Genomic DNA, 13,867 nt, shown 5'->3' with positions numbered 1-13,867 from the left:
AGGGCGTTGTCATGATGATGCGTGTTGCCACCTTCGCGCAATCGGAGCAGATGATATCAAGCGCGCTGCGCGTGCAGTCGGTGATGGCCAACGAGCAGGTGCAGGAGTCCTCCGGGCTGCAATCCGAGGATTTCGGTGGCTACGGTTCCGGCGCCGGACGCGTGATCAATTTGCAGGTCTCGGTGACGCGGGCCCAGTCCTACATCGATGCCAGCAATCTCGCCGACAACAAGGTGCAGGCGATGTATTCGGCGGTCGGCTCGGTGACCGATATCATCACGCAGCTTCGGACCCAGCTCAGCGCCGCCACGACCGGGAGCAGCACGGCGACGGCATCGGTGATCAACTATGCCCAGCAGGCGATCTCGCAGATGCAGGGGCTGCTCAATACCCAGTATGACGGTGAGTACGTCTTCAGCGGCGCCCGCACCGACACTGCGCCTGTGGATCTGTCGAGCTATGACGCCGGCACGGGCTCGCTGACGACATCGGACACCAGCTACTACAAGGGCGACAGCGAGATCGCGTCGGTGCGCGTTTCGGACAGCCAGTCGGTTTCCTACGGCGTCACCGCCGACAATCCTGCCTTCGAGCAGGTCCTGCGGCTGTTGAAATACGTCGGCAACAGCACGACGTTGTCGTCGAGCGATATCTCGCAGGCGCTCAACCTCGCCAGCACTGCGCTGGATGCAACGTCGACGGTGCAGGCAAAGCTCTCGACCTCGGCGTCGCAGATCGAGACCGCCAGTACAGACCAGAGCGACTACCAGAATTTTGCCAAGACGCTGTCGACCAACCTCACCAGCGTCGACGTCGCCGCGGTGACGGCGCAGCTTTCGACCTATCAGGCGCAGCTGACGGCATCCTATTCGGCGATCGCCAAGATCCAGAGCATGAACCTGGCCAACTATCTGAAATAGCAGGCCCGCGGCGAGCGGCTCATCGGTTCAGGATCTTCAGCCAGACATCGCCGAGGATGATCGGCTCGCGCGGAGCGAGCCAGGTGAGGCCTGCGGCCTTGCCAAGCTCGGCGATGGCGCCTTTGGCTTGCAGGTCGGACAGCACCTTGTTGATGGCCTCCAGCAGCGCCTTGTCGGTCTCGAGGGCGACGTAACCGCGATTGGCGCCGATTGGATAATAATAGCCAGAGGCGGTGATCCTGGTGTCGGGATGATCGGCGCGGTAGGCGTCGAACCGGCGCAGGTCGAGCAGGGTGGCGTCGAATTCACCGCGCTCCAGCTCTCCCAACAGGTCGCTGCGTCCGGGAACGAGGTGGGTGATGTCCTCGATCAGCTTGCCCTTGTCGAAGGTCATCAGGATCGCATCGCCCAGCGTGCCGCTTTCGATCGTCAGGCGAAGGCCGGCGAGATCGCCGATATCGGTGATCTTGCGGTCCTTGAGCCGGTCCTTGGCTTTCGGACCAAGCACGACGGTCATCGGCGAATAGATGTAGGGCTGACTTGGCGCCAGCACCCCGATCGGGATCCGCCGGCGGCGATCGTCGCGGGTGGCGCCATCGAAGTCCGGCAGCTTGGCCGTCGCGACGCCCGGCGCCTTCAGCGAGTCCGTCGTGAAGGCGTACCCGCCGACCAGCGAGCATCGTCCGTCCGACAGCAGCGCATTGGCTTCAAGCGCGGGGCTCGAATCCTCGTCGAGCTTGCTCTCGAACCACTGGATCTTGAGCGGCCGCCCGAGCCGCTCGGCGATCACTTGCGCGAGCGCGACGTCGAAGCCGGCATCCGGTTTGCCGCGATGATGCGCCGACAACGGCGGCAGATCCTCATCGAGGCATACCTTGAGCGGCGCGTCGGCGGCATGCGCTGCCGCCGTGGCGGCGAGAAGCAGGGCTGTCGCGACGCCCGTCATGAGCGCTCTCATTGGGGCCTCCGGCTCGACAGGAAGGCCCAAACGTCGGCGATCTCCTGCTCGCTCAGGATGTCGGCCCAGGGCGGCATCTTGCCGTTCTTGCCTTGCTTCACGGTGGTCACAAAGCGCGTCTTGTCGTCGGGAAACGCGCGCAGGTCCGGCGTGATGGTGCCGGAGTTGACCATGTTGGGCCCATGGCAATGCGAGCAGTTCTTGGCGTAGGTGACCTTGCCCTGGTCGGCCTGACCCTGAAGGTCGATTGCATTGGCTTGCTGTGCGGCTGCCGGGATCAACGTGATCAAAGCTGCCGCGACGGCGGCGAAGATCGCCGCCGTCAACAGGGTTACTCTTTCAGTCACGTGTGCTCCGCGCTCAGTTCTTGACCGCGAAAACCCACAGCGAGCCGCCGGGTGGGACCTTGGCAAGCCGCTCGTCGCCCGAGAACAGCGAATAGACGCCGCCATAGCCCGAGGTGACGGCGACATACTGCACGCCGTCCTGCTGCCAGGTCACGGGTTGTCCTTCGATGCCCGAGCCGGTCTGGAACTGCCAGAGCTTCTTGCCGGTGTCGGCGTCGAATGCCTCGAATTCGCCGGTCAGCTGACCGGAGAACACCACGCCGCCCGCGGTGGAGAGCACGCCGGAGAAGCGCGGAATGTCGCTCGGCACCTCCCACTTCGCCTTGCCGGTCATCGGATCGATCGCCTTGAGATGGCCGCGCGGTCCGGTGCCCCATTCCCAGGGATCGGTGAGGTCCATGCCGACATACCATTCGCCCTGCTTGAACGTCACCGGTTCGGACTTGTACTTGCCGCCGAAGGCGAGCGTGTTGGCATAGGCGAGGCCGGTCTGCGGATTGAACGACATCGGCTCCCAGTTCTTGCCGCCGAGGATCGACGGATAGACCGTGACCTTCTTGCCGTCACGTGCATCCTTGACGACGTCGGTCTCGATCGGCCGTCCGGTCTTCAGGTCCACTCCGGTGGCCCAGTTGACGTTCACATAAGGATTGGCCGCGAGCAGCTTCCCGTTGGTGCGGTCGAGCACGTAGAAGAAGCCGTTGCGGTTGGCATCCATCAGCACCTTGGTCGGCTTGCCCTCGACATTCATGTCGGCGAGCACCATCTCGGCCACCGAGTCGTAGTCGAACGGATTGTTCGGCGAGAACTGGTAGTGCCACTTGATCTTGCCGGTCTTCGGATCGAGCGCCAGCACCGAGCAGGTGTAGAGATTGTCGCCCGGACGCACCGCTGAGTTGAACGGTCCGGGATTGCCGATGCCCCAATACACGGTGTTCAGTTCGGCGTCATAGGAGCCGGTGATCCAGGTCGATCCGCCGCCCAGCTTCCAGGTGTCGCCCTTCCAGGTATCGCCGCCGGGCTCGTCCGGAGTCGGGATCGTGTAGGTACGCCAGAGCTTCTTGCCGGTCGCCGGATCCCAGCCGTCGATGAAGCCGCGGGTGCCGAATTCGGCGCCGGAGATGCCGGTGATCACGACGCCGTCGGCGACCAGCGGCGCCACCGTCATCGAGTAGCCTTCCTTGATGTCCGCGGCCTTTTCGCGCCACAGCTCTTTGCCGGTCTTGGCATCGAGCGCGATCACATTGGCGTCGAGGGTGGTGCGGAACAATTTGCCGTCATACAGGGCCGCGCCGCGATTGATGATGCCGCAGCAGACGATACGCGGCGTCTCGGCGGGATACTCGACCTTGGTCTTCCAGATCTGCTTGCCGGTCTTGGCGTCGATCGCGATCGTGGCGCTGTGCGTGGTGACGTAGAGGACGCCCTGGTAGACGAGCGGCTGCGATTCCTCGCTGCGGTCGTCGTTCAAGCTGTAATTCCAGACCGGGACCAGATTCTTGACGGTGTCCTTGTTGATCTGGTTCAGCGTCGAGAAGCGCTGAAGGTTGTAGCCCATACCATAATTGAGAACGTTCGATGTATCAGTCGCGCCCTTCACCAACTGCTCGTTGGTCTGAGCGCTTGCACCATAAGATGCAAGAATTACGAGGCTTGCGGCCAGCGCAATGCGTCTCATCATATCCTCCCAATGAACCTTTTCCCGCACGCCTATTCCTGACGTTGCGACGGAACCATCCCCCTGAAACCAAAACGGGTCAATACGAAAACGTGAACGAACCCCAGCAGCTTGAAGAGACCGGTCGAAAGCCTCAGGTTTTCGCTGATGCGCCCGTAGCTTACCGCCACGTGGAATACACAACGCCATGTGTGACCCGCCGCTATGCCGCAGCGCGAACGGTTCGATCAGCTAGACGGCGCATGCGGACAGGCACTCGGACGCGGCTTGGTGCCCCGCTTGTCCGGCGGCACATTGCAATTGTCGATGCGCTGCTCGTCGGTCCATTTGCGTCCAAGCCGCTCCTTGCCGGTGAGCGCGCGCTGCTGGACAACCTCTGCCGATGGGGCAGGGGTCTTGTTCTGCGCGGACGCGGGCGCGGTCAGACCGAGCGCAACCAGGCAGCCCAACGTGGTCCTGCAAATGTCGCCCATGGGTCACCTCGCTTGTTCCGGTGCAATGCCATCCGAACGCCACAGATGATCCGTGAGGAAGCTTCTTTCCACCCGAAACCCGACAGGTCTCGCGGGTTGCTCTAGCTGTAGGAGCTTCGTCGAAGCTGCTATGGTGGGCCGGTATCTTTGCCGGAGCGACACTCTCAAGGGAGACGAACGATGATTTCGCGCCGATCGCTTGCTTTGACTTTGGCCATGGCCGTGCTGTCAGGTCCCGCTCTGGCCGCATCGGGCGGTCGCAGCGCGCTCAAGATGCTCGATCCCGACAATGACGGCACGGTCGACCTTGCCGAGGCCAAGAAAGCTGCCGCCGATCTGTTCGCGAAGCTCGATCCCGATCATGACGGCACGCTCGACGTGCGTGAATTGCGCGGACGGCTGACTGCGAAAGAACTCAAGATGGCGGATCCGGATCACGACGGCACCCTGACGCTCGACGAGTATCTCGCGGTCGTCGAGCAGCGGTTCAAGGCCGCCGATCCCGACAATGACGGAACGCTGGATGCGAAGGAGTTGAAGTCGCGGGCCGGCCGGGCGCTGCTGCGCCTGCTCAAATAGGTCCGTGCCTGCGCATCTCGCCGGGCTGATTCCGGTTATCGACGCTGGATTCCGCGCATAACAAAAAAAGTTGCGATTTCGCTCTTGGGCAAGACGCCGCCGACGTGATCGGGTTTGCTTATCGGTACGTCGCCGCCCGGCAGCCGGAAAATGCCTGACAGATCAGCGTCAGGGTTTCCCAATTGTTTCAAAGCCGGGCGGACGTCAGCGAGCCGTCGTCCGTTTCGGCATGCCCAGCAGCGAAGTCGGGTCCTTACCCGGCCGGCTTGCGCCCTGGAACAGCCAGCCCTAGCTTGCCGCGCGGCGCGACGCTTGCGCCAACATATACTTGGGAGAAGGAAATGGCCTGGAAAACACCGAAGATCGTCGAAGTGCCGGTTGGCATGGAAATCAACATGTACGCCTGCGCAGCGCGCAAGTAATCCGAGACAAGTAACGCGAGGCAGCCTGCCCGGCCCGAGCAGCTTGCTGCATCGAGCCGTGGCAGGCGTCTTTCGCGGCCGCGATGCTGCCGCTCGAATTTCCTGCAGATCCTTCCCACAACACGTTGAAATCGAGACCACCTGCGCGATTGGCGGGCCATGCTGCTTTGTCCTACAGTGCGGCTTGAGGCGGTGGTCCGGGGACGATGAGTTTCGAAATCAGGCGAGGGCGTTGGGTGGGCATGCTGGGCGCGGCGATTGCCGGCGTCGCGGCCGTGCTGCCGCTCGGCGCCTACGCCGAGGGCTTTGATACCGAGCACATCTTCGGCTTCATGATCGGCTCCGATGTGGGCGACGTCGGCGAGCGGGAATTCCAGAGCCAGACCACCGGGCGCTTCGCCAAGGATGGCGGCCGCTATCGCGCGCTCAATCAGGAGATGGAGCTCGAGCTCGTTCCGGCGCCGAACTTTCGTGTCGAACTCGGCACGTCGTTCAGCGCTTACGATATCAATCGCGTTCCGGGCTTTGACGATCGCCGCCAGTTGTCGTGGCAAAGCGTGTCGGTCGATTTTCGTTATCGCTTTCTCGATCGTGAGGCGGCGCCCTTCGGCATGACGGTCGCGCTGGAGACACGCGCCGGCCGCGTTGATGAAACGACGGCCGCGGCAGTCCGCAGCTACGGCACCGAGCTCACGGTGGCGTTCGACCGTGAGGTGCTCCCGAATCTGGTGGTGGCGGCGCTGAACGTTAGCTACGAGCCCGAATGGACGCGGATGCCGCGCACCGGCACCGCAGAGCAGGATGCCACGATCGGCGTCGCGTTTGGCCTGATGGCCAAGGTGAGGCCGGATATCCTGATCGGCGGCGAAGCGCGTTATTTCAGGAAGTATGACGGGATCGGCCTTGATGAACTGTCCGGGCAGGCGCTGTTCATCGGTCCGACCGCCTATTTTCAGCTCTCGGAGCGCTCGCGCCTGACTGCGACCTGGAGCGTCCAGGCCTGGGGGCAGCGGGCCGGCAGCAATGCCGCCCTCGACCTGGTCAATTTCGAGCGCCACCAGGCGCGGCTGGTGTACGGTCTGAACTTCTAGAGCCGGGTTCCCGCGCCCTGTCACGGGCCTGTGAAACCCTGACCTGGCTGATTACGTATTCCGTCGTGTTATCTATTTCGTGAGCACGCTTAGGGATCGCGCATGAACCCGATTGATCTGATCGTCACCGTATGTGCCGTGCTGTCGCCCGCCACCTGCGAGGAGCAGCATCTGGTGTTCAACTGGAGCGGTTCGCTGCAGCAATGCGCCATGGCCGCGCCGCCTTACATCGCGCAATGGGTCGGCGAGCATCCGAAATGGACCGCGGTGCGATGGCGTTGCGAATATCCGCACACCAACGATCGCGCCGGCGCGGACGGCAAACCGCCGGCGGGCTAGCTGTTACCTATTGCAGTCCTTCAGGTCCTTGTCGGACACCGAAAACACGGCATCGGCCTTGATCTCGATGTCGCGAACGAAGCACTGCTTTGCGCCGCTGTAGCCGACCTTGGCATCGTAGCGGCCGGGCTCGACGCCGGTGATCCGCAAGCGCTCGTCGTGGTCGACTTCCTTGTCCTTGTCGTTGAGCGTCTGGTTCGGACCCCACTCGTTCTTGCCTGCCGGCGACAGCTCGAAGCTCGAAATCGTGGCGCTGGTCAGATTCCACAGCCGGATGCCTTTGCCCTTGCTTTGGGCGAGCACTGTGGCTGGCAGCACAAGCAACGCAACACCAACAGCAATCAACGCACGCGGCATCCAACCTCTCCTTACGCTTTCGTCCAAGGATGACGGCGTCTCACATATTTGCAAGGTCCAACTGTGAGAGCCGCCGCTTGATTTCGTCGATCTCCGGTTCGCTGCGCGTTGCGCGCGGCGCGGCAATGGTTTCGACGTGAAGGATTCGGGCGGGTCGCGGCGACAGGAAGAACAGGCGGTCTCCGAGGCGGACTGCGTCGTCGAGATCGTGGGTGACGAGGAGCGTCATCATCTTCCGGCTGGCGACCAGCGTGGCGACCTGGTCGCGCAACCGCCCCGCAAGTGCATTGTCGAGCGAGGCCAGTGGCTCGTCGAGGATCAGGAAATCCGGTTCGATGGCGAAGGCGCGGGCGAGCGCGACGCGGCGGGCAAGGCCGAGCGACAGCTCACCGGGAAAGTGGTTGCGATGCACGCTCAATTCGAGCACCTCGAACAGCGCCGACAGCGTGCCGTCGTCGACATGCGGTGCGGCGATCCTCACATTCTCCTCAACGGTGCGCCAGGGCAACAGCCGCGGCTCCTGGAACACCATGCCGAGGCGCATGCCGGGGGAGCGCGCGACGTGGCCCTGGTAGTTGGCGTCGAGCCCGGCGAGAATCCGGAGCAGGGTGCTCTTGCCGCAGCCCGATGGGCCGAACAGCACGCCAACCTCGCCGGCGTTCAACGTGAAGGTGACGTTGTCGAGCACGTCGTGCCGTTTTCCGGCCGCGCTCGCAAAGCTCTTGCCTGTGATATTGACCTCAAGCTGCACGGAGCCGCCACCGCGTTAGCCTGGTTTCAAACGGCTGCACCAGCAGGGTCTCGATGACGAGCACGACACCGGCAAAGCTCAGCGAATAGGCCAGCAGCAACGGGATGTCGAACAGCTGGAAGGCGACGCCGATCTCGAAGCCGACGCCGTTGGGGCGGCCCAGATATTCGGCGACCAGCACGATCTTCCACACCAGCGACAGCCCGGAGCGTGCAGCGGCCGCGATGTAGGGCGCAAGCTGCGGCAGGACCACATGCCGGAAGGCGCGGCCGCGCGGCAAGGCAAACGCCGTTGCCATCTCGTCGAGCGCAGGGTCGAGCGCGCGGGCGCCTTCGCGCAGGGTGACGACGGCAGTCGGCAGCTTGTTGATGGCGATGGCCGTGATCGCGGCGACCTCGGTCAGCCCGGCCCAGATATAGGCCAGCACGATGACGACGAGTGCCGGCAAGTTGAGCAGCAGGATCAGCCAGGGGTCGCCAAGCCGATTGGCAAGCGACACGCGGCCCATCAGATAGCCGATCGCCGAGCCGAGCGCCATGGCGAGGGTGAAGGCCAGCGCGACGCGCGCCAACGTTGCGCCGAGATTGACGAACAGCGCGCCCGATCGCGCTTCGGCTATGAGGACCGACAGCACCGCCGGCGGCGCCGGCAGCTTCGCATCGCCGATCAACAGCGAGGCGATCCACCAGGTCGCGATGAACAGCGCGAATGACAGGAGGCGCAGCACCGCTAGTCTCCCGGGATCGCTTGGTAGAACGTGCCGGGATCGAGCTCGGTCGCGGTGCCGACAAGATCGCGGCCGCCGAGCTGCGCCAGCACCCGGTACAGCACGCGTGCATCCGCCTCTTCGTCAGCGATCGGACGTCGCGGGATGCCCTCACGGTAGCGGTCGCGATAGGCGTGTAGCGTCGCCGCATCCTGCGCACCGGTCAGCGGCGCAATCGTGTCCCATTCGGCATCCGAGGTTGCCAGAATCTCTTTCGCGGCGCGCGTCACGGCGATGAAGCGGGCCACCAGATCCTTGTTGGCGTTGGCCCAGGCCTCGTCGAACACGTACCCGATCATCGCGATGCGGCCCTTGCTGCCGAGCTTTTGCAGGATCTCTTCCATGCCGGCGAGCCGGCGAAAGCCTTTGGCTTCAAGCGCGGCGCAGAAATTCCAGTAGTTCAGCGTCGCGTCCATCTCGCCGTCGAGCGTCTTGGCGGTGAGCAGCGGCGGCGCGCCGTAGACGATCGTCGCCTGCGACTTCAGGTCGACGCCGTCCTGCTTCGATGCGGCCTGCAGCAGCAGCCAGTTCTTGTCGATCGCGCCGCCGGCAACGGCAAGCTTGCGCCCCTTGAGGTCGGCGAGCGTCTTGAGCGGCGAGGCGGCCGGGACCACCACGGCGCCCAGCGCGCTCGAATAGGGATAGAATTGCAGCTTGGCGCCGAGCGAACGTTCGCGCGACACCCAGGGCCAGTCCGACACCATCACGTCGGCCGAGCCGGAGCGCAGTGCGATCTTGCCGGCCTCGGGGCTGGCGAGCTCGACGACATCGATCGACAGATTGGCCTTCTTGTCGAGACCATGGGAGCGAATGACGGCCAGTTCCCAGGCCAGCGTTCCGGTCTTCTGCGCTGCAACGCGGATGGTCTCCGCGCTGCACGAGGTGCCGAACTGCATGACCGCTAGAACTGCCGCAGCCAACACCGTGCGTACAGAGATGATCATCGTTTGTTGAGCCACTTCCCCGAATGTTTTCTTTTCTGATCAACATCCATAGCATAGCTTGCCGGAAGAGAAGAGGAAGCAGGACCATGGCAGGAGCTGGCATGCTACGACCGATTGTCGCCGTCCTGGTGCTCGCCGGGACGACCATCAGCGTGCGGGCCCAGGAGATCAACGACTATCCAACCTCGGCGCGGGCCGAATATGTGTTCGGCTGCATGAAGTCCAATGGCGAATCGCGGCAGTCGATCGAACAATGTTCCTGCTCGATCGACGTGGTCGCCTCGATCATCCCCTATGACCGCTACGTCACCGCCGAGACCGTGCTGAGCATGGCGCAGGTGCGAGGCAATCTGGGCGGCCAGTTCCGCTCGTCCGAGCAGGCCGCCAACGCGCTCAGCGACCTCAGGCGGGCGCAGGCGGAGGCCGAAGTCAGGTGCTTCTAGCGTTGATCGTGAGATCGCGAACGCGTTAGGTCCCGGGGTTCTCGACCTTCCATTCGTGGTCGAAGACGTGCCCGTCGGTGTCCTTGGCCTCGGCGCGGAAGTGCTTGGCGCCATTGGAGACGTAAGTGAAGCGGATGTTGGGGTCCTCTGAAATCGAGATACCGCCCTCCATCGCCAGCACCGGACTGTCGTCCTGCCAGATGTGCAGCTCATTGACGAAGAAGGCCGGGATATAGAGCTGCGTGACCTGGTCCATCTGCAGGCCTGAATTATTCGGATGCCCGATCATGATCTGGGCCTCGCGTGTGCTCGTCGCCGGCCCCTGTTCGGACTTTGTGAACTGCCGGTAGCGCATCTGGCCGAGCCGGTTGTTCGCTTCCTCGACGTTCTTGCCGGCCGGCGCCGAGCAGCCGCCGGACGCTTTGACATAGACCTTGCTCACGTAGAGCTTGCCATCGCTGAGCTCGGCGACGGCGTGCACATTGGTGTAGTTGTTGACGCGGACGCGGGTCGAGATCTCGGTGACGTTGGCGTCCGGGCCGAGCGTGAACTTCGCGGCCATCGGCGCCGGGTTCTCGTCGATGACAAGCGTGATCGCGACGACGCGGCGGCTGTCGCCAGGCTGCAGCTTGGTGCGCAGCGTCACCGGAACGATCGCGGCATCTTCCGCGCGCGCCGGCATCTCGATGCCGATGACATCGTTGCCGTCATTCATCGGACGATTGCTGAAGATGTCCTGGACGAGGCCCGGCCAGGGATCATAGGTCTCGGCTGCGAGCGCAGCGGGTGTCCCCAGCGCGATCGCAAGAAGGCTGGCGATGTAAAGCAGGCGGGTGCGATGTCCAGTCATGTTCGCGAGATCCTATGCAGCCGCGTCATTATAGGACCAACAGCTACTCCCATTCAATTTCCGAGAATGCTGCAGTTGCGTTGCGGGCGTTGTAATCGTCGAACAGCTGCCAGCGCGGCCGCTCGGCAGCCGCGGCATGCTCCGCCGCAGCTGTGATCGGCTTGCCGCCTGCGACCAGCGCGCGGACGTCCGCGGCCAGCGTCTCAAGATAACGCCGCTCGTCGGCAAGTGCTGCAGGCCACGCACTCACGGGTCCGTGACCGGGAACCACGCGCTCGGCAGGAATAGCCTGGAGGTCGTCGAGCGCACGCAGCCAACCCTTGAGGCTGCCGTCGACCACCGGAATATGCTCGAGGAACACCAGATCGCCGGCGAACAGGGTGTCGGTGCGTTCATCGAACACGGTGAGGTCGTTGTCGCTGTGGGCGGGTGGCCATGCCTTCAGGGTGAGGCTCCGTCCGCCGAGGTCGAGCTTCAGCGTGTCCGTGACCAGCACGGTGGGCGGAACGATCCGGACCTCGTCGATCAAAGCATCGCCCATGGTTCGGCGAAAGCCGTCGAGATAGAATTGCCAGCGCGCGGCCAGCGCGCGGGGCAGGGCCTTGTGGCCGACGAAACTGGTCCCGTCAGCCACGAAAGCCGCGTTGCCGAAGCTATGATCCGGATGCGCGTGGGTGTTGATCACGTAGCGGATCGGCTTGTCGCTATGGCTGCGCACGGCAGCGAGCAATTGCCGCCCTTCGCGGACGCTGCCGCCGGTGTCGATGACGGCAATGGCGCTGTCGCCGACCACGAAGCCGACATTGGCGATGGCGCCTTCGTTGTCGCGGGTCATCAATGCAGTGACCCCGGTGTGAACGAATATTCCGGGGGCGACTTCGCTCACAGGCAATTCCGCCTCTTGAGCCCGCGCTATGGTCGGCGCCCAAAGCATCAGGAGCAGCGCAAGCACCGAACCGCCATGAGCCATGTTTCCGCCTCAGTTTTTCCGGGACGCGCGATCGATGTCGCCGCGCTCCAGTTTGCGCTGCAACAAGCAACGCGGCACCGTCGCGATCATTATCCCTGTTGCACGTCATGTTGCGCCGGGCAATTGGCGGATGGCGGCAATCTGTCCGATCGAGAGGAGACCGCGCAATGAGAGTTATCGGATGCCGTCCTGTCCTGTTCGCGCTTGCCGGCTTCATCGCCTGTCTCGCCGGCCGCGATATCGCGCGTGCGCAGGTCAATGAGCAGGGCGAACTCTCCATCGAGCTGGTCGATCCCAAGGTGCTGCGCATCTGCGCCGATCCGCGCAACCTGCCGTTCTCGAATGACAAGGGCGAGGGTTTTGAGAACAAGATCGGCGAGCTGTTCGCCGAGAAGCTGCAAAAGAAGCTCGATTACATGTATTTCCCGCAGGCGACCGGCTTCGTGCGGGTCACGCTCGGCTCGCATCGCTGCGACGTGATCATGGGCTTTCCGCAAGGCGACGACCTCGCGCAAGGGACCAATCCGTATTACCGCACGGCCTATGCGATCGTCGCCAAGCCGGGCAGTGGACTGGATGAGGTCACGACGCTCGAGGATGAGCGGCTGAAGGGCAAGCATATCGGCATCGTCGCCGGAACGCCGCCCGCGACCAACATGGCCATCAACGGCCTGATGAGCAATGCGAAGCCCTATCCGCTAATGATCGATACGCGCTACGACTCTTCGGCCGAGGCGATGATGAACGACCTCGAAAAGGGCGAGATCGACGCCGGCATCTTGTGGGGGCCGATGGCCGGCTTTTATGCCAAGAAGGCGAACCCGCCGCTGCATGTCACGCCGCTGCTCAAGGAGACCTCAGGACCCAAGCTGGTCTATCGCATCGGCATGGGCGTGCGGGCGTCCGACCAGAACTGGAAGCGGCAGCTCAATCGCCTGATTCAGGAGAACCAGCCGGCGATCAACAAGATCCTGCTCGACTTCGGCGTTCCGCTGCTCGATGAGAACGACCGTCCGATCGGGCCGGAGACCGCGACCAAATCGCCATGATCAGGCTCGCGGCCATGCTTGCGGTGATATTGCTCGCCGTTTCGCATGTCCGCGCGCAGGACCCGCCAGCGGAGCCCGAGGGCTACCGAACCGAGGATTATCGGGCGCCGGTGCCGATCACGCTTGCCGGCGCACGCGTGCTCACGACCGCGGAAGCCGAAGCGATCTGGCGCGACAAATCTGGCGCCTTCGTCGACGTGCTGCCGCGCGCGCCGAAGCCCAATCTGCCGGCCGGCACGGTGTGGCGCGAACGGCAGCATCGCGATATTCCCGGCAGCATCTGGCTGCCCGACACCGGCTACGGCAAGCTCGCCGCATCGACCGATGACTATATGCGACGGGGCCTCGCCCGCGCCTCCGGCGACAACAAGGCCAGATTGCTGGTGATGTACTGCCAGGAAAATTGCTGGATGTCGTGGAACGCCGCCAAGCGCGTGCTGTCCTACGGCTACCGCAATGTGGCGTGGTATCCGGACGGAACCGACGGGTGGGGGCGCGCCAATCTGCCGCTGACGGATGTCGAGCCCGAGCCGCGCGAGGGCGAGCAATAAGCCCACCCTCACGAGGCCAGGAAAGTGCTCCAGCGAGCTACTTCTGCTTGTCGAGCTTGTTGATGGTCTTGCCGCCGTCGCCGTCCGACGCGGTGAACGTCACCCTGTCACCGGCGTGAAGCTCCTCCAGCGACTGTCCCTTGGCCACCTTGTATTCCTGGATCGCGCCGCCGGCCGCGCCCACCGTGCCGGTTTGCGCCTGCTGGATCGAGATGGTTCCACTCAGTCGGTCAATCTTGGTGACCATTCCCGACATGGATTGCTGGGCCAAAGCCGCTGTGGTGATCAGGCTCGCGGCGGCGAGGCTGGTCATGACGATCTTGGCTGCTCTCATCGAGGTCTCCCAACTTCAGATATAGTTGGAGACAACGAGCGGGCA

At 63.6% G+C, this 13,867-nt stretch carries 19 protein-coding genes; 8 read left to right on the top strand and 11 right to left on the bottom strand.

All coding sequences use genetic code 11. The features are described 5' to 3' along the window. The first annotated feature begins 11 nt into the window (after positions 1–11). The gene (locus tag ACVIGA_RS08015; RefSeq protein ID WP_456665950.1) at positions 12–920 is read left to right on the top strand and encodes a flagellin; all 909 of its coding nucleotides are present in this window, start codon (positions 12–14) and stop codon (positions 918–920) included. A 19-nt stretch (positions 921–939) separates the two neighbouring features. Here the strand turns inward: ACVIGA_RS08015 and ACVIGA_RS08010 are convergent, their stop codons facing one another. The 4 genes from ACVIGA_RS08010 to ACVIGA_RS07995 all read right to left on the bottom strand — a co-directional run bounded on the left by ACVIGA_RS08010 (position 940) and on the right by ACVIGA_RS07995 (position 4,376). Beyond that, a complete protein-coding gene (locus ACVIGA_RS08010) occupies positions 940–1,878 on the bottom strand; it encodes a substrate-binding periplasmic protein (RefSeq protein ID WP_456665949.1) in 939 nt (312 codons plus the stop codon). After that, entirely contained in the window at positions 1,875–2,168 is a 294-nt protein-coding gene (locus ACVIGA_RS08005; protein ID WP_456670762.1) for a c-type cytochrome, read from the bottom strand. Before ACVIGA_RS08005 ends, ACVIGA_RS08010 begins: the two co-directional genes overlap by 4 nt. A gap of 70 nt (positions 2,169–2,238) precedes the next feature. Beyond that, the gene (locus ACVIGA_RS08000) at positions 2,239–3,903 is read right to left on the bottom strand and encodes a methanol/ethanol family PQQ-dependent dehydrogenase (protein ID WP_456665948.1); all 1,665 of its coding nucleotides are present in this window, start codon (positions 3,901–3,903) and stop codon (positions 2,239–2,241) included. 227 nt (positions 3,904–4,130) lie between these two features. Then, positions 4,131–4,376: a hypothetical protein gene (locus ACVIGA_RS07995; RefSeq protein ID WP_456665947.1), complete on the bottom strand. Its 246-nt coding sequence runs from the start codon at positions 4,374–4,376 to the stop codon at positions 4,131–4,133. Between the two features lie 180 nt (positions 4,377–4,556). Here ACVIGA_RS07995 and ACVIGA_RS07990 point away from each other — a divergent pair, with 180 nt between their 5' ends. The 4 genes from ACVIGA_RS07990 to ACVIGA_RS07975 all read left to right on the top strand — a co-directional run bounded on the left by ACVIGA_RS07990 (position 4,557) and on the right by ACVIGA_RS07975 (position 6,807). Then, positions 4,557–4,955 carry an EF-hand domain-containing protein gene (locus ACVIGA_RS07990; RefSeq protein WP_375775857.1) on the top strand — a complete coding sequence of 133 codons (399 nt, stop codon included), beginning with the start codon at positions 4,557–4,559 and terminating at the stop codon, positions 4,953–4,955. 341 nt (positions 4,956–5,296) lie between these two features. Then, on the top strand, positions 5,297–5,377 hold the full coding sequence (pqqA, locus tag ACVIGA_RS07985) for a pyrroloquinoline quinone precursor peptide PqqA (RefSeq protein ID WP_009031067.1): 81 nt from the start codon (positions 5,297–5,299) through the stop codon (positions 5,375–5,377). A 242-nt stretch (positions 5,378–5,619) separates the two neighbouring features. Continuing rightward, the gene (locus tag ACVIGA_RS07980; protein WP_456670761.1) at positions 5,620–6,468 is read left to right on the top strand and encodes a hypothetical protein; all 849 of its coding nucleotides are present in this window, start codon (positions 5,620–5,622) and stop codon (positions 6,466–6,468) included. A gap of 102 nt (positions 6,469–6,570) precedes the next feature. Beyond that, positions 6,571–6,807 (top strand): hypothetical protein, encoded by a 237-nt coding sequence (locus tag ACVIGA_RS07975; protein ID WP_342727806.1) that lies wholly within the window; start codon positions 6,571–6,573, stop codon positions 6,805–6,807. 3 nt (positions 6,808–6,810) lie between these two features. On the opposite strand, the gene ACVIGA_RS07970 is transcribed toward ACVIGA_RS07975, so the two are convergent. Genes ACVIGA_RS07970 through ACVIGA_RS07955 form a run of 4 tightly spaced genes read right to left on the bottom strand, consistent with a single transcriptional unit; the run spans position 6,811 to position 9,577 of the window. After that, the gene (locus ACVIGA_RS07970; protein WP_456665946.1) at positions 6,811–7,164 is read right to left on the bottom strand and encodes a hypothetical protein; all 354 of its coding nucleotides are present in this window, start codon (positions 7,162–7,164) and stop codon (positions 6,811–6,813) included. Between the two features lie 40 nt (positions 7,165–7,204). Beyond that, positions 7,205–7,915 (bottom strand): ABC transporter ATP-binding protein, encoded by a 711-nt coding sequence (locus ACVIGA_RS07965; protein WP_223968927.1) that lies wholly within the window; start codon positions 7,913–7,915, stop codon positions 7,205–7,207. Next, the gene (locus ACVIGA_RS07960; protein WP_420965252.1) at positions 7,905–8,642 is read right to left on the bottom strand and encodes an ABC transporter permease; all 738 of its coding nucleotides are present in this window, start codon (positions 8,640–8,642) and stop codon (positions 7,905–7,907) included. The genes ACVIGA_RS07965 and ACVIGA_RS07960 overlap by 11 nt, the downstream gene beginning before the upstream one ends. A 2-nt stretch (positions 8,643–8,644) precedes the next feature. Then, the gene (locus ACVIGA_RS07955) at positions 8,645–9,577 is read right to left on the bottom strand and encodes an ABC transporter substrate-binding protein (RefSeq protein WP_456670760.1); all 933 of its coding nucleotides are present in this window, start codon (positions 9,575–9,577) and stop codon (positions 8,645–8,647) included. Positions 9,578–9,726: 149 nt separating this feature from the next. On the opposite strand from ACVIGA_RS07955, the gene ACVIGA_RS07950 reads away from it, so the two are divergent. Beyond that, complete coding sequence (locus ACVIGA_RS07950) at positions 9,727–10,068, top strand: hypothetical protein (protein ID WP_456665945.1); 342 nt, start codon at positions 9,727–9,729, stop codon at positions 10,066–10,068. Positions 10,069–10,093: 25 nt separating this feature from the next. Here the strand turns inward: ACVIGA_RS07950 and ACVIGA_RS07945 are convergent, their stop codons facing one another. Then, entirely contained in the window at positions 10,094–10,918 is an 825-nt protein-coding gene (locus tag ACVIGA_RS07945) for a quinoprotein dehydrogenase-associated SoxYZ-like carrier (RefSeq protein WP_456665944.1), read from the bottom strand. A 43-nt stretch (positions 10,919–10,961) separates the two neighbouring features. Next, positions 10,962–11,852, bottom strand: a complete 891-nt coding sequence (locus tag ACVIGA_RS07940; RefSeq protein WP_456670759.1) for a quinoprotein relay system zinc metallohydrolase 2 — start codon at positions 11,850–11,852, stop codon at positions 10,962–10,964. A gap of 203 nt (positions 11,853–12,055) precedes the next feature. Here ACVIGA_RS07940 and ACVIGA_RS07935 point away from each other — a divergent pair, with 203 nt between their 5' ends. Further along, complete coding sequence (locus ACVIGA_RS07935; RefSeq protein WP_223968933.1) at positions 12,056–12,937, top strand: substrate-binding domain-containing protein; 882 nt, start codon at positions 12,056–12,058, stop codon at positions 12,935–12,937. Beyond that, on the top strand, positions 12,934–13,488 hold the full coding sequence (locus tag ACVIGA_RS07930) for a PQQ-dependent catabolism-associated CXXCW motif protein (protein ID WP_456665943.1): 555 nt from the start codon (positions 12,934–12,936) through the stop codon (positions 13,486–13,488). The genes ACVIGA_RS07935 and ACVIGA_RS07930 overlap by 4 nt, the downstream gene beginning before the upstream one ends. 37 nt (positions 13,489–13,525) lie before the next feature. Here the strand turns inward: ACVIGA_RS07930 and ACVIGA_RS07925 are convergent, their stop codons facing one another. Then, entirely contained in the window at positions 13,526–13,822 is a 297-nt protein-coding gene (locus ACVIGA_RS07925) for a copper-binding protein (RefSeq protein ID WP_456665942.1), read from the bottom strand. Positions 13,823–13,867 lie beyond the last annotated feature (45 nt).

This window comes from Bradyrhizobium sp. USDA 3240 (assembly GCF_054063295.1).
This window is presented reverse-complemented; position numbering and strand designations above follow the sequence as displayed.